The sequence below is a fragment of the Stenotrophomonas sp. GD04024 genome (assembly GCF_029837545.1).
Lineage (GTDB): Bacteria > Pseudomonadota > Gammaproteobacteria > Xanthomonadales > Xanthomonadaceae > Stenotrophomonas > Stenotrophomonas forensis.
Map to the genome: position 1 here is coordinate 19,385 of NZ_JAOEDV010000018.1, position 18,153 is coordinate 37,537.

18 protein-coding genes are annotated in these 18,153 nt (G+C 67.4%); 10 read left to right on the plus strand and 8 right to left on the minus strand.

Annotated features, from left to right (window positions below; translation table 11 throughout):
• Window position 1 precedes the first annotated feature (1 nt).
• Window positions 2–889, plus strand: a complete 888-nt coding sequence (locus N7590_RS08370) for an endonuclease/exonuclease/phosphatase family protein (RefSeq protein WP_164241222.1) — start codon at window positions 2–4, stop codon at window positions 887–889.
• A gap of 277 nt (window positions 890–1,166) precedes the next feature.
• Here the strand turns inward: N7590_RS08370 and N7590_RS08375 are convergent, their stop codons facing one another.
• On the minus strand, window positions 1,167–4,457 hold the full coding sequence (locus N7590_RS08375) for an Rne/Rng family ribonuclease (RefSeq protein ID WP_164241221.1): 3,291 nt from the start codon (window positions 4,455–4,457) through the stop codon (window positions 1,167–1,169).
• A 408-nt stretch (window positions 4,458–4,865) separates the two neighbouring features.
• Here N7590_RS08375 and N7590_RS08380 point away from each other — a divergent pair, with 408 nt between their 5' ends.
• Window positions 4,866–5,840 carry an RluA family pseudouridine synthase gene (locus N7590_RS08380; protein ID WP_164241220.1) on the plus strand — a complete coding sequence of 325 codons (975 nt, stop codon included), beginning with the start codon at window positions 4,866–4,868 and terminating at the stop codon, window positions 5,838–5,840.
• A 113-nt stretch (window positions 5,841–5,953) separates the two neighbouring features.
• Here the strand turns inward: N7590_RS08380 and zupT are convergent, their stop codons facing one another.
• From zupT to N7590_RS08395, 3 genes are all read right to left on the minus strand, one after another.
• Window positions 5,954–6,763: a zinc transporter ZupT gene (gene zupT, locus N7590_RS08385; RefSeq protein ID WP_049399991.1), complete on the minus strand. Its 810-nt coding sequence runs from the start codon at window positions 6,761–6,763 to the stop codon at window positions 5,954–5,956.
• Window positions 6,764–6,861: 98 nt separating this feature from the next.
• Window positions 6,862–7,278 carry an energy transducer TonB gene (locus N7590_RS08390; protein ID WP_164241219.1) on the minus strand — a complete coding sequence of 139 codons (417 nt, stop codon included), beginning with the start codon at window positions 7,276–7,278 and terminating at the stop codon, window positions 6,862–6,864.
• The gene (locus N7590_RS08395) at window positions 7,275–7,625 is read right to left on the minus strand and encodes a 4a-hydroxytetrahydrobiopterin dehydratase (RefSeq protein ID WP_049466833.1); all 351 of its coding nucleotides are present in this window, start codon (window positions 7,623–7,625) and stop codon (window positions 7,275–7,277) included. The genes N7590_RS08390 and N7590_RS08395 overlap by 4 nt, the downstream gene beginning before the upstream one ends.
• A 90-nt stretch (window positions 7,626–7,715) precedes the next feature.
• On the opposite strand from N7590_RS08395, the gene N7590_RS08400 reads away from it, so the two are divergent.
• Window positions 7,716–8,315: an NfuA family Fe-S biogenesis protein gene (locus N7590_RS08400; RefSeq protein WP_006456023.1), complete on the plus strand. Its 600-nt coding sequence runs from the start codon at window positions 7,716–7,718 to the stop codon at window positions 8,313–8,315.
• Window positions 8,316–8,325: 10 nt separating this feature from the next.
• Window positions 8,326–10,092, plus strand: coding sequence for a hypothetical protein (locus tag N7590_RS08405; RefSeq protein WP_164241218.1), 1,767 nt, complete (start codon window positions 8,326–8,328; stop codon window positions 10,090–10,092).
• A gap of 223 nt (window positions 10,093–10,315) precedes the next feature.
• On the opposite strand, the gene N7590_RS08410 is transcribed toward N7590_RS08405, so the two are convergent.
• Together N7590_RS08410 and N7590_RS08415 are read right to left on the minus strand one after the other, a co-directional pair.
• A complete protein-coding gene (locus N7590_RS08410) occupies window positions 10,316–10,729 on the minus strand; it encodes a barstar family protein (protein ID WP_053512079.1) in 414 nt (137 codons plus the stop codon).
• Complete coding sequence (locus N7590_RS08415; RefSeq protein WP_164241217.1) at window positions 10,729–11,181, minus strand: ribonuclease domain-containing protein; 453 nt, start codon at window positions 11,179–11,181, stop codon at window positions 10,729–10,731. The genes N7590_RS08410 and N7590_RS08415 overlap by 1 nt, the downstream gene beginning before the upstream one ends.
• A gap of 219 nt (window positions 11,182–11,400) precedes the next feature.
• On the opposite strand from N7590_RS08415, the gene N7590_RS08420 reads away from it, so the two are divergent.
• Window positions 11,401–12,012, plus strand: a complete 612-nt coding sequence (locus N7590_RS08420) for a superoxide dismutase (protein WP_005410310.1) — start codon at window positions 11,401–11,403, stop codon at window positions 12,010–12,012.
• A 132-nt stretch (window positions 12,013–12,144) separates the two neighbouring features.
• On the opposite strand, the gene N7590_RS08425 is transcribed toward N7590_RS08420, so the two are convergent.
• Window positions 12,145–12,993 carry an endonuclease/exonuclease/phosphatase family protein gene (locus N7590_RS08425; protein ID WP_053450274.1) on the minus strand — a complete coding sequence of 283 codons (849 nt, stop codon included), beginning with the start codon at window positions 12,991–12,993 and terminating at the stop codon, window positions 12,145–12,147.
• Window positions 12,994–13,155: 162 nt separating this feature from the next.
• Between N7590_RS08425 and N7590_RS08430 the strand changes: the two genes are divergently transcribed.
• Entirely contained in the window at window positions 13,156–14,721 is a 1,566-nt protein-coding gene (locus N7590_RS08430; protein ID WP_008267858.1) for an oligopeptide:H+ symporter, read from the plus strand.
• Between the two features lie 7 nt (window positions 14,722–14,728).
• Window positions 14,729–15,355: a rhomboid family intramembrane serine protease gene (locus N7590_RS08435; RefSeq protein WP_049458513.1), complete on the plus strand. Its 627-nt coding sequence runs from the start codon at window positions 14,729–14,731 to the stop codon at window positions 15,353–15,355.
• A 44-nt stretch (window positions 15,356–15,399) separates the two neighbouring features.
• Here the strand turns inward: N7590_RS08435 and N7590_RS08440 are convergent, their stop codons facing one another.
• Window positions 15,400–15,561, minus strand: a complete 162-nt coding sequence (locus N7590_RS08440) for a hypothetical protein (protein WP_166671555.1) — start codon at window positions 15,559–15,561, stop codon at window positions 15,400–15,402.
• A gap of 209 nt (window positions 15,562–15,770) precedes the next feature.
• Between N7590_RS08440 and N7590_RS08445 the strand changes: the two genes are divergently transcribed.
• The 3 genes from N7590_RS08445 to cfa are packed head-to-tail and all read left to right on the plus strand — an operon-like array spanning window position 15,771 to window position 18,126.
• Window positions 15,771–16,073 (plus strand): GNAT family N-acetyltransferase, encoded by a 303-nt coding sequence (locus tag N7590_RS08445; protein WP_006377679.1) that lies wholly within the window; start codon window positions 15,771–15,773, stop codon window positions 16,071–16,073.
• A 36-nt stretch (window positions 16,074–16,109) separates the two neighbouring features.
• Entirely contained in the window at window positions 16,110–16,991 is an 882-nt protein-coding gene (locus N7590_RS08450) for a DUF3298 and DUF4163 domain-containing protein (RefSeq protein WP_053509668.1), read from the plus strand.
• A 19-nt stretch (window positions 16,992–17,010) separates the two neighbouring features.
• Complete coding sequence (gene cfa, locus N7590_RS08455; RefSeq protein WP_164241216.1) at window positions 17,011–18,126, plus strand: cyclopropane fatty acyl phospholipid synthase; 1,116 nt, start codon at window positions 17,011–17,013, stop codon at window positions 18,124–18,126.
• Window positions 18,127–18,153: the final 27 nt, after the last annotated feature.

An 18,153-nucleotide genomic window follows, 5' to 3' on the forward strand; every position in this document is an offset into this window, starting at 1 on the left:
GATGAAGCAGCAGGAGGTAAGGGTGCGCACGTCGGTGCGTGCCCTGGGGCTGGCGATTGCAATGGCGCTGCCGGGTGTGGTGATGGCGATCGAGCCCGCGGCCACCGCCGCGTCGGCTGAGGTGACCAATGCGCCTGGCATGAGCATGGTCACCTTCAACCTGCATCACGACCGCGAAGACTGGCCGAGTCGGCGCCGCACCATCCTGGCCGAGCTCAAGCGCCTGCAGCCGGATGCGGTTGCCCTGCAGGAGGTGATCCAGCGCCGCAACGTGCGAAACCAGGCCCAGTGGCTGGCCAGCCAGCTCGGCTACCGGTATGTGTTCGTGTCCACCGATCCGGTCGGGGCCCCCAAGCGCTACGGCAACGCGTTGCTGACCCGCCGTCCGATCCTGGCTCGCGGCGATCACCTGCTGCAGCCGCTGGACGATTACCGTACCGTCGCCCATCTGCGCATCGACGTCGATGGAACGCCAGTGAATGTCTACGCCACGCATCTCAACGAGCGCAACGACGAGCGTGGCCAGGGCATCCGTCGCAGCCAGGTGGAGGACCTGCTGCGCTACATCACCACGACGTCGGCCGGTGCGCCCGTGGTGATCGCGGGCGATTTCAATGCACTGGTGGATGCCGGCGACCTGAGTGCGCTGCGCAGCCATTACGGCGACAGCTACGGCAGCGTGCACGTGAACACCGACCTGGCTGGCGTCAGCACCTTGAACCGGCACTACTACCAGGCGCCCTCGCGGATCGACCACATCTTCTTCCAGCAGGACGAGATGGTGGCGCGCGAGGCGAAGCTGCTGTTTGACCAGCCCGACGACAGCGGGCGCTGGGCCTCGGACCACTACGGCGTGTGGACCCGGTTGCAGTTCGCTCCGGCGCGCTGATGTCCCGGTAGGTGCCAACCTTGGTTGGCACGGGCGTGTCCGCGTGCATTCAATCAACGGCGCCAACCCAGGTTGGCCTCTACCAGGGCAGTGACCGTGCGCAGGTGGTGCCCTGGTGGGTGTCAACATTGGTTGGCACCGGCGTGTCCGCGTACATTCAATCAACGGCGCCAACCAAGGTTGGCCTCTACCAAGGCGAAGCCAGCGCCAATCACACAAACAAAAACGGCGGGGATCATCGATCCCCGCCGTTTCGATTCACACGATCAGGACGCGATCAGTGCGCCGGCGGCGTGCGCTTGGCGGCTTCTTCGTCTTCTTCGTGGGCCTTGGCTTCGGCGGCTTGGGCCGCAGCGTCGGTGTGACCATCGGCAACCGGGTCAATCGACGGTGCCACCACTGCCTCGGCGACCGGGGCAGCGGCTTCCACCGGAGCGGCCTCGACCGCCACCGGGGCGACCGGCTGTTCGGCGACCGACGCGGTCTCGACGACCGGCGTGGCTTCAATCGCCACAGCGGCGTCCACCGCCGGAGCGGTCTCCACCACCGGAGCAGCCTCAACGGCCACCGGCTGGGCTTCCGCCACCGGGGTAGCGTCAACAGCCACCGGCTTCGATTCCACCACCGGCGCAGCCTCGGCCACGACCGGCTTCGTCTCAACAGCCGGGGCAGCTTCAACGACCGGGGCAGCCTCGACCACCGCCTGCGTTGCTTCCGTCACCGGGGTCGCAACGGCCGCCGGCTGCACCGGCGTCGCAGCGTCGATGGCATCGAGCATGCTGGTCTGTACCGGCGACGGTGCCGGTTCGGCCTTGACCGTAGCTTCGACCGGAGCCTTCGCTTCGGCCACGACCGGCGCAGCGGCTTCGACCACGGCGCTGCTCACCACCGCGACCGGCGCGGCGACAATGGCAGCAGCGGCGCGAGCCGGCTTTGCGGCGTCGGCAGCGGCGGGCTCGACTTCATCATCGAAATCGAATTCCGGCTGCGAACGGACCGGCTGCGCAGTGGCGGCCGGCGCAATGCCGGCAGCGCTGTCGACGTTCGGCTCGGCGCCATCGGCATCATCGCCGTCGTCACCGTCGTCCTGGTCATCGCCCAGGACGTCGCTGCCGGCAGCGTTCTCGGCGCCACCGCGACGACGGCGACGGCCACCGCGACGGCCGCGACGACGGCGGGTCGCGCCTTCGCCGGCCTGGTCACCGTTGGCGTCGGTTGCAGCCTCATCGGCGGTCACGGCAACCACTTCGGCCTCGTTGCCGGTGCTGCTGGTGGCGTCGACCGGTGCGGCGGCTTCAGCCGGAGCGGAAGCGGCCGGGACCACCGGCGCCACCGGTGCAGTCGCTTCCTGCGCAGTCACCACGTTGGCGGCGACCGCCGTGGCGGCCACGGCTGCAGCCGCAGTCACGGTTTCGGCCGGGACCTCGGCGGCGTTGCGCTGCGGCTTCTCGGCCGGCTTGTCGCCATCCTGCTGCGGGCGCGGCTGCTTCGGCTGCTTCAGCTTCGGCTGCTGCGGGTTCTGGCCCTGCTGCTCGTTGCGCGGCTTGTTCTGCTGCTGCGGCTGCTGGCCATCCTTCTGCTGTGGCTCCTTCTGCTTGCCCTGCTGCGGCTGCTGCTGGGCATTGCCGTTGTTACCGTTGCGGCCGTCCTTGCGCTGCTCACCGCGGTCCTTGCGGTTACCGCCGTCCTTCTGCTGCTGCGCGTTGCCGTTGCCGCCATTGCCACGGTTGTCGTCGCGGCGGTCCTTGCGGTCCTTGTTGCGATCCTTGTTGCGGTCCTTGCGGCCGCCGTCCTGCTGCTGGCGGGCCGCCGGCGCCGCCGGTGCCGGTGCGGGGGCGGGGGCGGGTTCGCCACCGAACACGCGCTTGAGCCAACCGATCACGCCACCGCTCGGAGCCTGCGCCACCGGCGCGGCCACGACCGGGGCCGGAGCAACTGCCGCTGGTTCCACTTCCTCGCGCACCGGGGCGGGGGAGGTGTGCTTGACCTGGGTCACCGCCGGCGGCGGGATGTTCAGCTGGCCCTTGGTCAGGGCGTGCACCGGCAGCTTGCGCGGGGTGCCACGCTGGTAGCTGGGCTTGTTGCTCTCTTCACCCAGCTCGTTCTCGCGCAGGCGGGTGACGGTGTAGTGCGGGGTGTGCAGCTGCTCGTCGGCGACGATCACGATCGGCGCTTCGTGGCGCTGCTCGATCTCGCGCAGGGCGCTGCGCTTCTCGTTCAGCAGGTAATTGGCGATCTCCACCGGGGCCTGGACCAGCACCTGCCCGGTGTTCTCCTTCATCGCATGCTCTTCGGCGACGCGGATGATCGACAGCGACAGCGACTCGACGCTGCGCATGCGGCCGTGGCCGTCGCAACGCGGGCAGACGATCTGGCTGGACTCGCCCAGGCTCGGACGCAGGCGCTGGCGACTCATTTCCAGCAGGCCGAAGCGCGAGATGCGGCCGACCTGCACGCGGGCGCGGTCGTACTTCAGCGCGTTGGCCAGGCGGTTCTCGACCTCGCGCTGGTGCTTGTTGGAGGCCATGTCGATGAAATCGATCACCACCAGGCCGCCGAGGTCGCGCAGGCGCAGCTGGCGGGCCACTTCCTCGGCCGCTTCCAGGTTGGTCTGGAACGCGGTGTCCTCGATGTCGCTGCCCTTGGTGGCGCGAGAGGAGTTAACGTCGACCGCGGTCAGCGCTTCGGTCTGGTCGACCACGATCGAGCCACCCGACGGCAGGCGCACGTTGCGCTCGTAGGCGCCTTCGATCTGCGACTCGATCTGGAAGCGGTTGAACAGCGGGATGTCGTCCTTGTAGTGCTTGAGCTTGCGCAGGGTCTGCGGCATCACCTGCTGCATGAACTCGCGGGCGTGCTCGTACATCTCCTCGGTGTCGACCAGGATCTCGCCGATGTCGGCGCGCAGGTAGTCACGCAGGGCGCGCACGATCAGGCGCGATTCCTGGTAGATCAGGAACGGGGCCGGCTTGCTCAGCGCGGCCTCGGCGATGGCACGCCAGACGTTGAGCAGGTAGTCCAGATCCCACTGCAGCTCTTCGGCATCGCGGCCGACGCCGGCGGTGCGGATGATCACGCCCATGTCGTCGGGGATGTTCAGCTTGTCCAGGGCGTCCTTCAGTGCGGCCCGGTCTTCGCCTTCGATGCGACGGGAGACACCGCCCGCGCTCGGCGAGTTCGGCATCAGCACCATGTAGCGACCGGCCAGCGAGATGAACGTGGTCAGGGCGGCGCCCTTGTTGCCGCGCTCTTCCTTGTCCACCTGGACGACGATTTCCTGGCCTTCCCGCAGCAGCTCGCGGATGCCGGCCTTGTTGTGGTCGACACCGGCCTGGAAGTAGTCGCGGGAGATTTCCTTCAGCGGCAGGAAGCCATGGCGGCCACCACCGTATTCGACGAAGGCCGCTTCCAGCGAGGGCTCGATGCGGAAGATCCGGCCCTTGTAGATGTTGGACTTCTTCTGTTCCTTCGACGGCTGTTCGATGTCGATGTCATACAACGACTGGCCATCCACGATGGCAACACGCAGCTCTTCAGCCTGCGTGGCGTTGATCAGCATTCGCTTCATTGTTGCGTTCCTCGCAAGCGGCTACCGCGCGGAACGCCATGGGGTTTCGCCTCTGGACACGGCTCGCCGCCCATTCGCGCAAGCGCGGGGAGGGCGGCTTGGGTTTCCAGCGCTACGACACCACGGCAGGCCGCGGGAGCGCTTCACTCTTATGGGTTTTTGGGTGTTGCAGGGCCGCAGGCAGCTGTCAGCCAGGCTGGAGCGCCACGCGGGACATGTTCAGCACGGTTGCGTGTCAGGCATCCGGCGATGGCCGGGAAGGCCGGTGAGCCGCTAACATGGCCGCCCCGCGGGCGGTGGTCGCGCACTGTGCCGGATTCGTCGGAAGCTGGGCTTCTGGCCCTGAGTAACTTCCAACGAAATCAATCCCTTATCTCGCCCCCCGAGTGTAACAGAATAAACAGCCTGATGACCGCCCAAGACCCCACCAAGCCCGCTGGCGACAAGCCTTCCGTGCGCATGATCACCGTTCCCGCCGACCGCGCCGGCCAGCGCCTGGACAACTTCCTGCTCGGCCAGCTGAAAGGCGCCCCGCGCAGCCTGGTCTACAAGCTGGTGCGCAGCGGACAGGTGCGGGTGAACGGCGGCCGGGCCAAGGCCGAACGCAAGCTGGAGGCCGGAGACGAGGTGCGTGTGCCGCCGGTTCGTCTCACCGAAGAGGGAGACAGGGCAGGTCCGCCGGAGGCGTTCATGCGGCGGCTGGAACAGGCCATCGTCTTCGAGGACGCCCGCCTGCTGGCCCTGAACAAGCCCACCGGCTTGGCCAGCCACGGCGGCAGCGGCATCAGCTTCGGCGCCATCGAGACCCTGCGTGCGCTGCGCCCGGGGCAGACCCTGGAGCTGGTCCACCGGTTGGATCGCGACACATCGGGCCTGCTGATCGTGGCCAAGAAGCGCTCGGCGCTGAGCGAGCTGCAGGCGCTGCTGCGTGAAGACCACGGCGCCGGCATCCGCAAGCGCTACCTGACCCTGCTGACCGGGCGCATGCCCGACGGCGTGATGACGGTCGATGCGCCGCTGCACGTGGGCCTGCGCCAAGGCGGCGAGCGCCATGTGCAGGTCAACGCGATCGGCAAGGAATCGATCAGCCACTTCCGCGTGCTGGAGCGTCGCGGAGGGCATTCGTACTGCGAGGTCCGCATCGAGACCGGCCGCACCCACCAGATCCGCGTGCATGCCCAGCACCTGGGGCATCCGGTGGCCGGTGACGACAAGTACGGCGATCCGGTCGTCAATAAGCGGCTTCGTGAGCAGATCGGGCTGAAGCGCCTGTTCCTGCACGCAGCCTCGCTGGAGTTCGCGCTGGACGACGGCAAGAGCCCGTACGTGCTGAACGCGCCGCTGGCCGATGAGCTGGTCGAGGCGCTGGATCGGCTGAAGTAGGCAGGACAGGCAGCGCGCCGTATCCCCTTGTAGAGTCGAGCTTGCTCGACTGCTGTTCGGTCGAGGAATGTCAGTCGAGCAAGCTCGACTCTACGGGGCGGGCCTGGAATTCCTCACCACTTGAACAGCACCAGGCTGATTGCCAGCGTGCCCATGCCCGCCACCAGCCCGTACACGGTTTCGTGGCCCTTGGCATAGCGCTTGGCCGCCGGCAGCAGCTCGTCCAGTGCCAGGAACACCATCACGCCGGCAATCAGCCCGAACACCCAGCCGAAGGTGGCGTGCGACAGCGATCCGGACAGCAGCCAGTAGCCCAGCGCCGCGCCCACCGGCTCGGCGAGGCCCGACAGCAGGCTGGCGCTGAACGCATAGAGCTTGTTCTGGGTGGCGAAGTACACCGGCACCGCGATCGCGATGCCCTCGGGGATGTTGTGGATGGCGATGGCGAAGGCCAGCGGCATGCCCACCGACGGGCTCTCCAGGGTCGCGAAGAACGTTGCCAGCCCTTCCGGGAAGTTGTGCGCAGTGATGGCGATCGAGGTCAGCAGCGCGACCCGCTTCAGGTACTCGCGGCTGTTCTCGCGGAACGCAGGGTCCTGCTTGTCCAGGCTGTCATGCGGGTTGGGGATGAAGTGGTCGATCAGCACGATTACGATCACGCCCAGCAGGAACGCCAGGGTGCCGTAGGTGAAGCCGGTGCGCTCGCCATAGGCCAGCGCGAAGGATGCAATGGACTTGTTGAGGATCTCCGACAGCGACACGTAGACCATGGCGCCGCCGGCGAAGGCCAGCCCGAAGGCCAGCAGGCGCGGATTGGGCCGGCGCGAGAACAGCACCAGCAGGCTGCCGATGGCGGTGGCCAGACCGGCCGCGAGGGTGACCGCGAGCGCGATCCAGACGTTTTCCGGGGGAATCTGCAGCATGTACCGACGCGATCCTGGTCAACAGACAACCGCCCCGGGCAAGGCCGGGGCGGCGAGGGCGAGGCGGGCGTCGGCTTGCCTCGTCGGGGCGCGCGCGATCAACCGCCGCGGCGCAGGCGTTCTTCGATGGCGAAGCACTGGTCCGGCTTCGGCTGCGGTGGGTTGAAGCTGACCGGCACCTGGATGGTGGCCGGCACCGGCTGGCCGTTGCGGGTGGCGGCATTGAACTGCCAGCCTTGCACGGCGGCCTTGGCCAGCTCGTCCAGCTGCGGGTTGCCGGCGCCGGTCAGCAGGGCGACCTCGCTCGGCTTGCCGTCGGTACCGATGGTGACCTTGAAGGTGCTGGTGCCGCCCACGCCCATGCAGGCCAGTTCCAGCGGGTACTGCGGCGGCGGCGTCTTCACCGCGGCCACTTCGGTCGGCGGCGGCGGTGGCGGTGCCGGCGGTTCGGACGGGCCGCAGCCGGCCAGGCCGGTCGCAGCGAACAGGGACAGGCTCAGCAGGCGTACGTTCATGGCAGTTGCTCCGTCAGGGCCGAAGTCTTTGCCGCGCAGATGAAGTCGTTCTCGCTCAGGCCGCCCACATCGTGGGTGGAGAAGCGCACGACCGCGCGGTCGTAGTGCACGCCCAGGTCCGGATGGTGGTCCTCGCGGTGGGCGATCCAGGCCAGCGCGTTCACGAAGGCCATGGTGGCGTAGTAATCCTTGAAGCGGAAGGTGCGCGACAGGGCCTGGCCGCCCTCGCTCAGCTCCCAGCCGGGAACCTGCGGCAGCAGTTCGGCCAGGCGGGCTTCGCCAAGCTTGTGGTCGCTGCCTTTGCGCGGCACGCAACGGGCCTGGGCCAGTGGAATCAGGTCGGCCATGGGAATCTCCACCTCGTGTTGACTGAACAATGCGCCGGACGGTGTATAAACCGAATGAGCGGCTGACGCTTACTTGGCTAGAATAGCCTGATGATCCAGATCTCCGACACTGCCCAGACCCATTTCCGCAAGTTGATCGAACGCGAGGGCGTGCCCGGCATGGGCGTGCGCCTCAGTGCGGTCGATCCCGGTACCCCGCGCGCCGATGCCCGGCTGGAATTCGCCGAACCGACCGATCTGCTCGGTGACGAGTGGGCGGTGGACTGCGATGGTTTCACCCTCTATGTCGATGCCAGCAGCGTCGGCTGGCTCGATGGCGCCGAGATCGACATCGTCGCCGGCACCGCCGGTGCCCAGCAGCTGACTATCAAGGCGCCGCGCATCAAGGGCGAAGCGCCCGGCGATGCCGCCTCGCTGGTCGAGCGCGTGCATTGGGTGGTCGAGAACGAAATCAATCCGCAGCTGGCCTCGCATGGCGGCAAGGTGGCCGTGCAGGAAGTCTCGGCCGACGGCGTGGTGCTGCTGCGCTTCGGTGGTGGCTGCCAGGGCTGCGGCATGGCCGACGTGACCCTCAAGCAGGGCATCGAGAAGACCCTGATGGGCCGCGTGCCGGGCGTGACCGCTGTACGTGATGCGACCGACCACGACAGTGGCCACGCGCCGTACATCCCTCGCGGCAACGCCGCCTGATCGCTGACGCGTGCCTCTGACCCGGGCCGAGCAGCTCATCGACCTGCTGCTGGCGCGCCAGCAGCCCGGGGCCGTCCTCGAGAAAACCACGCGCCTGCCGTATGGCTGGGCGCTGTGGCTGCGCTCGCTCGCCCCGTTGCCGCGGCCGTTGCATGCGCGTGACGTCATCGACGTGCTGCTGCCGCGTCCGTTGCCCGGGCCGCCCGGGCAATCGCCGCGTTTGTCCCCGTGGCAGGCGCTGCGCCGGCTGTTCTGGCAGGACTGGGATGCCGCACCGCTTGATCAGCGCTGGATGCGCTGGACCTCGGCTCTGGTCAGCGCGCTGTTGCATCTGCTGTTCTTCGTGCTGCTGCTGTGGGTGGCGGTGATCCGCACCACGGCGCCGGAGGAAGAGGGCGCTGAAGGCGAGCGCGTGCAGGTGGAATTCGTCGGCCGCGCTACCCAGGAAGGCGGTGGCCACCAGCCGGGCGCCGAAGCCGCTGCCGCCGCGCCGGCCGGGCAGGTGGCGGCCGGCCGCGAGGCGGGAGCCGCCACCGCACCGCAACCGCGGCCCGCCGCAGCGTCGGCGTCTGCGCCCATGCCTACGCCGGCAGCGACCGCCAGCGTGCCTGCGCCGCCGGCTGAAGCCGAACCCGCGCCGGTCGCGGCACCGCCGCCGTCTCCAGTGCAGGCCACCGAGGTGGCCGAGGCCAGCACCGACTTCGTGGTGCCGCCGGTCAGCGTGCCGCGCACCGAAGTCAGCATCGTGCCGCGCGACACCACACCCACGGTGCGCGAGCGCAGCGTGCAGCCGCTGCAGGCGCCCGCTGCGCCGACGCCGCTGCATGCACCGGCCGTCGCGGTGCGCACGCCGCAGTTGCGTGACATCCAGGTACAGGAGCGCGAAGTCAGTACGGTCGACGCCCCGGTGGCGCCGCAGCCGCTGCGCACCGCGGATGTGCAGGTACGCCTTCCGCAACAGGAACTGCAGGTGCGCGAACGCGAGGTGCAGGCCGTGGTCGATCCGCAGGTGCGGATGGCGACCGTGGCCGGCCGTGAGCCGACCGTACATGCGCCGGCGGGCCGTGACGTGCAGGTGCGCGAACGCGAAGTCGCCTCGGCACCAGCGGCGGCGCCATCACCTTCCAGTGGCAGTGCCCCCGCGGTCACTGCTGCGCCTGCGGCCAGCAGCAGCGCGGCGCAGGCCAGCAGCACGACAGCGCGCACGTCGGCATCCAGTACCGCACCGGCCCAGGCCGGCGCGCGCCCAGCACCCGACCCGGGCAATTGGGCCACGCCTGCCAAGAGCGATGACTGGGGTGCCTCCAGCCGCAACCGCGACGGTGCGAGCAGTGGCGCACACCAGGCCAGTACTTCCGGCAAGGGCAGCGGTCTGTTCAATGCCGATGGCAGCGTGCGGGTGCCGGGGCAGGAGGGCGACGGGCACGCCGAACGGGGCGCACCGGGCGGTGCCAACGATGGCTGGACCAAGGAGCGTATCGCCCAGTCCGGCACCTGGTTGAAGCGGCCGCCGTACGACTACACGCCTACCTCGTTCGACAAGTACTGGGTGCCGCAGGAATCGCTGCTCGCCGAGTGGGTGCGCAAGGGCATCAAGTCGATGGAGATTCCGTTGCCGGGCACCGGCACGAAGATCTCCTGCGTGATCTCGATCCTGCAGGCTGGTGGTGGCTGTGGCCTGACCAACCCGAACATGCAGGACCAGCCCGCGGTGGCGCGTCCGCCGCCGGACATCCCGTTCAAGAAAGAGCTGCAGGAAGACAATGGGAGCCGCTAGCGGCTCCCATTGTCCACGCATGTTTCCTTATCCCCGCGCCGTTGGCGCGCCCCCTTGAACAACAAGGGGGCTCCTCGCCGGAACCATCACGGGATGTGACGGTCGTGCTGACGCGCTTTGGTAGGTGCCAACCTTGGTTGGCACGGAAGCGCCGACCAAGGTCGGCCTCCACCAGGGCATCAGCGCATGCCGACCAAGGTCGGCATCCACCAGGGCAGTGACCTCACGCGCTCTGCGACAGGAACACCCAGAACGGCACGTCACGGCCAACCCAGTCGCGGCTGGTTTCGTCCATCACCTCCAGCAGGGTGTCGAAGTCCTTCTGCGCGTCCGCACGCAGGGCGTCCACGTCGGCCAGGAACAGCGCGTAGCCGTTGGCCGGCAGCCATTGCAGGTCGCGCAGGTTGTCCGACAGGGCGTCCCAATTGCCGCCGAAGCCTGCCGGGAAATCCAGCTGCGCGGCCAGTCGTGCCAGCAGGGTGCGCTTGTCGGCCACGCCTTCCAGATCGATGCGGATCACCTTCAGGCCGGCATCGCGCATCGCCGCCGCCAGCGCGTCGATGTCGTCGCTGTCGATGGCGTAGACGCCGGCATTGTTGATGTCATGCAGGCCGAGGCCGAAATCATCGTGGCTCATCACTGCGCTCCCTGGGCCGGTACGGTGAAGCTGCGGAACGATTCATAGTGGTCGTCGGTGTAGTACCACGCCTCTGGCGGATCGCCACCGGTGACGATGCGGCGCGTGCCACGGGTGCGTGCGCCAGGCGTGTCGACGGTGTACTCGCGGTAGTAGCCGCGCGCGCGCTGCGGCAGCTGCTGCTCGCGGTTGCCGAAGGTGCTGCCGTCCTGGCGGTGCGGGAACGGACCACCGCGCTGTATCAGCGCGATGGTCTGGCGCGCCTCGGCGGGCAGGAACGCGGGCAACCCGCCATCGGTGCGGGCTGCCGGCGTGGCCGGGGCCTTCGCGGCAGGCGCGCCCTGCAGTTCGGGCGCGAACTGCGGCGCTGGCGCACGCTGCATGAAGTGGTTGGCGACCAGGCCGAGCAGTAGCAGGGCGATGGCGGTGATCAGCAGCCGGGGGTTGCGCATGGGCACGGGCAGGCGAGGGCAAGGCACGCACTGTAACGCCTGCGCGCTGCATGGGGCATGAGGAACGCGCAGCGTCACCGCTGCGTAACAATTGCCGGCATGCTCACCGGCAGGACGCAATTTCCTTTACATCCCCCTTGGTAATCTTGCGGTCTGTCCCCATCATTCACCGCGCACTGCCCGACACCGTCGGGTGCCCTCGCAATCAGGAGATGCATCATGGCCTACACCCTGCCCAAGCTGTCCTACGCCTACGACGCGCTGGAACCGCATATCGATGCGGCGACGATGGAAATCCATCACACCAAGCATCACCAGACCTACATCAACAACGTCAACGCGGCGCTGGAAGGCACCGAGTACGCTGACCTGCCGGTCGAAGAGCTGGTGAAGAAGCTCAAGTCGCTGCCGGAGAACCTGCAGGGCCCGGTGCGCAACAACGGGGGTGGCCATGCCAACCACTCGCTGTTCTGGACCGTGATGGCGCCGAACGCGGGTGGCAACCCGGTGGGCGACGTGGCCAAGGCGATCGACAAGGACCTGGGTGGCTTCGACAAGTTCAAGGATGCCTTCACCAAGGCTGCGCTGACCCGTTTCGGCAGCGGCTGGGCATGGCTGAGCGTCACCCCGGACAAGAAGGTCGTGGTCGAGAGCACCGGCAACCAGGACAGCCCGCTGATGGAAGGCAACACCCCCATCCTCGGCCTGGACGTGTGGGAACACGCGTACTACCTGAAGTACCAGAACCGCCGTCCGGAATACATCGGCGCGTTCTTCAACGTGATCGACTGGAACGAAGTCGAGCGCCGTTACCAGGAAGCGATCGCCTGATCGGCGTCGCGGGTTGAAATGAAAAGGCCGGGGGAAACCCCGGCCTTTTTTGTTGCAGGATTCATTCGGTAGTGCCGGCCGCTGGCCGGCAATCGTGTGGTACCCGAGGAGCCGGCCAGCGGCCGGCACTACCTATTCGGCGGTGGCCGTATCGCCCTGCAGGCGCAGGGTTGCCATCACGCCCAGGCGCAGGCCGGGCAGGTCGCCATCGGCCGGCAGCAGGATCGGCTGCTGGCGGATGCCGCCGAAATGCTTGACCTGGAACAGCACGTCCAGGCCATGGCCGGTGGCTCCACCGCCACTGGCCGCTGGCGGTTCCGGGCGGCCGCCAGGATTGCGCCGGGCCGGCTGGAAGCCGGGCGTGCTGCGCACCAGTTCCACGGTGGAGGCCGAGAAGTCGCCGGCGATCAGGCTGGGCATGCCCTCGGCGGTGGCGCCGATCCAGGTCATCAGGTCGTTGGTCTGGTGCTGGCGCGCGGTGGCCTCGTCCGGCTCCGGGCGCAGCCGCGCCACGTAGATGTTGACCAGCGCCTGGCCCAGCTTCAGCCGCATCATGCCGGCCGCGCTGAACGTCCCGGGTGGATGCAGCAGGGTGACACCGTCCTCGCTGACCGGCAGCCGGGTCAGCATGGCATTGCCATGCCGCAGCGGCTGGCTGGGCGGATCGGCGGTGACGAAGTCGCAGCTGTAGCGCAGCCGGCTGGCCAGCCAGCAGGCCGGATTGCGGCCCTGCTGCTGCAGCACCTGCTGTACCGAGATCACGTCCGGTTGCAGGTCGGTCAGCAGCTGCGCGACCTGCTCGCGGCGCTGCTTCCATTGCGCATCGTCGCGGCTGGGCAGTTCCAGTGCGGCCACGGTCAGTTGCCGGGGCTCGCCCTCGCTGCTGGCCGAGGCCGGCGCCTGCGGTCGCGCCTGGGCCTGCAACGCCGGCAACAGCAGCAGGCAGCTGAGCAGGAGTCGGGCGTAGGCGAGGGGGCGCATAACGATAAGTTTACGCTTTTGTCGTGCAGGTGCCGTGACTTCCGGCACAGCCAGGAGCGCCTGCCATGGATTGGCACCGTTGTCATGCAGCCCTGCAGCGTGCTTCGCAAGGCCTGGTTCCGGTAACCTTGCGCCTTTCGCTTCGCAGGAATGCCTTACAGGATGAGCCACGACGCAGTTGCCCCCATCGCCGGCCAGGGAAGGATGCCGCGCCAGATTCCGTACATCATCGGCAATGAGGCCTGCGAACGGTTCAGTTTCTACGGGATGCGCAACATCCTGGTGCAGTTCCTGATCACCTCGCTGCTGCTGCAGGAAATCACTGCGGAAGGCCGTGCCGGTGAAGCCAAGGACATCATGCACAGCTTCATGATCGGCGTGTATTTCTTCCCGCTGCTCGGTGGCTGGCTGGCCGACAGGTTCTTCGGCAAGTACCACACCATCCTCTGGTTCAGCCTGGTCTACTGCGCCGGCCACCTGTGCCTGGCGCTGTTCGAGAACAGCCGCGAGGGCTTCTTCCTTGGCCTGGGCCTGATCGCGCTCGGTGCCGGCGGCATCAAGCCGCTGGTGGCATCGTTCATGGGTGACCAATTCGACCAGAGCAACAAGCACCTGGCAAAGCTCGTCTTCGACGCCTTCTACTGGATCATCAACTTCGGCTCGCTGTTCGCCTCGCTGCTGATCCCGCTGGTGCTGAAGAACTGGGGCCCGCAGTGGGCGTTCGGCATCCCGGGCATCCTGATGTTCGTGGCCACCTTCGTGTTCTGGCTGGGCCGCAAGCGCTACGTGCTGGTGCCGCTGCCGCCGAAGGACCCGCATTCGTTCGCCAACGTGGTGCGTACCGCGCTGACCGCACGCGTTGCCGGGCAGGGCCGTCCGGGCCTGGTGATCGCCGCGCTCGGCCTGGTGCTGGCCGTGGCCTCGTTCGGGCTGGTCGGTTCGTTGGGCATCGTCATCTGCCTGTGCCTTGCGCTGGTCGCCATCCTGGCCGGCATCGGCGGCGGCACCTGGCTGCAGCTGGACCGTGCCCGCGGCCAGCATCCGGCCGAAGCCGTGGAAGGCGTGCGCTCGGTGCTGCGCGTGCTGGTGATCTTCGCGCTGACCACGCCGTTCTTCTCGCTGTTCGACCAGAAGGCCTCGACGTGGGTCCTGCAGGGCCAGCAGATGCAGATGCCGAGCTGGTTCACCGCCTCGCAGATGCAGGCATTGAACCCGCTGCTGGTGATGATCCTGATTCCCTTCAACAACCTGGTGCTGTACCCGGCGCTGCGCCGCTTCGGCTTCGAGCCGACCGCGCTGCGCCGCATGACCGCCGGTATCGCCTTCAGCGGCCTTGCCTGGATCGTCATCGGTGGCATCCAGGTGGTGATGGACGGCGGCAATGCCATGTCGATCTTCTGGCAGATCCTGCCATACGCACTGCTGACCTTCGGTGAGGTACTGGTCTCGGCCACCGGCCTGGAGTTCGCCTACAGCCAGGCGCCGCAGGCGATGAAGGGCGTGGTGATGAGCTTCTGGAACCTGACCACCACCATCGGCAACCTGTGGGTGCTGCTGTCCAACGCCGCGGTGCGCAACGACACGGTGACCCACCAGATCGCCGGGACCGGCCTGAGCGAGGCGGCGTTCCTGATGTTCTTCTTCGCCGGCTTCGCCTTCATCGCGGCGTTGGCCTTCGGTTGGTACGCGAAACGCTATCGTATGGTCGACAACTACCGTAGCGCCTGAGCCTGACATGACCCCCGTCAATCTGCTGTTGATCGCCATCACCGCCATCCTTTCGTGGATGGCGTTCAACAACCGCAAGCTGGCCGACCGCCTGATCCTGTGGCCGCCCGCCGTGGACCGCCATCGCCAGTACGACCGGCTGGTGACCTATGGCTTCATCCACGCCGACTGGTCGCACCTGATCTTCAACATGATCACCCTGTTCTTCTTCGGGGGATTCATCGAGAGCGTGATGGTGGAGCTGACCGGCAGCTACCTGACCTATCCGGCGTTCTATATCGGCGCGTTGCTGGTCTCGATCCTGCCCAGCTACCTGAAGAACCAGAAGAACCCGAACTACCTCAGCCTCGGTGCATCCGGGGCGGTGTCGGCGGTGCTGTTCGCCTTCATCCTGATCAAGCCGTGGTCGATCATCCTGGTGTTCTTCATCCCGGCGCCGGCCATCATCTACGCCGCGTTCTACGTCGGCTACAGCATCTGGATGGACAAGCGCGGTGGTGATCGCATCAACCACAGCGCACACCTGGCCGGTGCGGCGTTTGGCGTGATCTTCATGCTGGCCATGCAGCCGAGCATCTTCAACCACTTCCTGCGTGAACTCTCCAACCCGACCTTCCGCCTCGGCGGCGGTTGAGGGTGGGAACGGGGGCGGATCGGCAGCGATCCGCCCCGGCCGGTTCAGGCCGTGGTCTGCTGCCCGTAGGTGTCCAGCAGGCGGGCGAACACTTCCTCGCCGATGCGCTGGAAATCCTGGTCTTCGGTCTGCCCTTCCACTGCCAGCTGCAGCAGGCCCTCCAGCAGGGCACGGTCGGTATCGGAATGGGGATCGCTGGGGTGCATCGGGGCCTCCGCGGTAATGCGCATGGTCTACGGTCGCAAGGGCCGTGCCAGCCTGGCCGTACCCCTCCACAGGCGATAGCGGCCACCCGCCCTCCAGCTTGAGGGTCGAAAACTGACGTGAATGGACCGCACTTGCCCCTGTTCAGGCTTCACGCGATCATGGCGCCCGGCTGCGCACCATCCACGCAGTCGCCGCAGGAGACAGTTCCATGGCTTCGGTCACGCCCCCCGGTCTGGCCTATGAGGTCGAACACGACCTGGCCAGCCACCGCTTCACCGCCCGTGTCCGAGGACAGCTGGCGGTGCTCGATTACCAGATCAAGCGCAGGCGCATGGTCATCACCCACACCGAAGTGCCCGAGCCGATCGCCGGCCGCGGCATTGCCGGTGAGCTGACCCGCGTCGCGCTGCGTTTCGCCCGCGAGCAGAAATACAAGGTGGTGCCGGCGTGTTCGTATGCCGAGGCCTTCCTGCAGCGGCACGAGGAATATCACGACCTGCTCGTCGGCTGATGCCGGCGGGCCACGCTTCAGCCATGGCAGGCGATGATGTACAAACATGAACAGGGGATCCCGATGAAGATTGGAAACAACCGGCCATTGCGCGGCAGCGTGCTGGCCGGCGTGGTGGGCGTGCTGTTGCTGGCCGGTTGCCAGCGTGAGAGCGAGCCGGCACCGGCGACCGACGCGGCCCCCGCCGCCGAGGCCCCGGTCGCGGGCGAGACACCCGCCACGGAAGCGCCGCTGGATCTGCGCGACGTGATCGAGAACAACGAGCGCGAAGTGGTGGGCATCAGCTACCCGGCCGGCATCGACCGTTATCCGGGCCTGGCACGCGCGCTGCAGGACTATGCGACCAGCGCCCGCAGCGACCTGCAGCAGGCACTGGACGGGCTCGGCAACGACAAGCCGAGCATGCCCTACGAGCTGTCGCTGAGCTTCGAGAAGCTGCTGGAAACCCCGCAGCTGGTGGTGGTCAGTGCCGATGGCAGTCGCTATACCGGAGGCGCCCACGGTGAGCCACTGGTGGCCCGCTTCGTGTGGCTGCCGCAGCACCAGCAGATGCTCAGCGCCGAAAAGCTGGTGGCCGATGCCAAGGGCTGGAAGGCGATCAGCGATTTCGTCGCCGACCAGCTGCGCGAGCGCGTGGCCACCCGCCTCAGCGGCGAGGACATGGACCCGGCCCAGCTGCAGGAATCGCTGCGCAACGCATCGCGCATGATTGTCGACGGTACCGGCCCGCAGGCCGACAATTTCAGCCAGTTCCAGCCGCTGACCGACGACAAGGGGCAGATCACCGCGCTGCGCTTTGTTTTCCCGCCGTACCAGGTGGGTCCATACTCGGACGGCACGCAGACCGCCGATGTACCGGCGGCGGTGCTGTTGCCGCACGTGGCCAAGGACTACGTGGAGCTGTTCGCACGCGGTTGACCGCAGTCGAGGAGGTGGCGTGGATACAGGGTTGCAGGAGCGGGTCGCCGGCCTGCTGCAGGAAGCCGGGGTCCGCATCGGCGGCACCCAGCCACAGGACATCCACGTGCATGATCCGCGCTTCTTCGCGCGGGTCATGGCGCACGGCTCGCTCGGCCTCGGCGAGAGCTACATGGACGGCTGGTGGGATGCCAACGTCCTGGACGACTTCCTCGTCCATCTGATGCAGGCGCACCTGGACGAACGGGTGCATGGCTGGCGCGAAGTGGCCGATGCGCTGAAGGCGCGCCTGTTCAACCTGCAGGCCGGGCAGGGCAGCTACGAGGTCGGTCGTCGCCATTACGACCTCGGCAATGACCTGTACCAGGCCATGCTCGGAACGCGCCTGGTCTACAGCTGCGGCTACTGGCGCACTGCCGATGATCTTGACGCCGCGCAGGAGGCCAAGCTCGACCTGGTCTGCCGCAAGCTGGGCCTGCGTCCGGGCCAGCGCGTGCTGGACATCGGCTGCGGTTGGGGGGAGGCACTGAAGTTCGCGGCCGAGCGCTACGGTGTCAGCGGCGTCGGCGTGACCATCTCGAAAGAGCAGGCCGAGTTCGCCCGTGAGCGGTGCGTCGGGCTGCCGATCGAGATCCGCCTGCAGGACTACCGCGAACTGGACGAGCCGTTCGATGCGATCTTCTCGATCGGCATGTTCGAGCACGTCGGTGACAAGAACTATTCCAGTTTCTTCGAGGTGGCCAGGCGCTGCCTCTCGCCACGCGGGTTGCTGCTGCTGCATACCATCGGCACCAACATCTCGCGGCATCGTACCGATCCATGGATCGCGCGCTACATCTTCCCGAACTCGATGCTGCCGTCGGCGGTGCAGATCAGCAAGGCATTCGAAGGTCGCTTCGTGCTGGAGGACTGGCACAACTTCGGCACCGATTACGACCTGACCCTGCAGGCGTGGCGGCGCAACGTGGAAGCGGCCTGGCCGCGACTGGATGCGCGCTATGACGAGCACTTCCGGCGCATGTGGCGTTTCTACCTGGCCGGGTCGATGGCGACTTTCCGCTGCCGGCACGCGCAGCTGTGGCAGCTGGTGCTGTCGCCGGAAGGCGTGCCGGGCGGGTACGTCGCGCCGCGATGACTGCCAGTAGATCCACGCCAGGCGTGT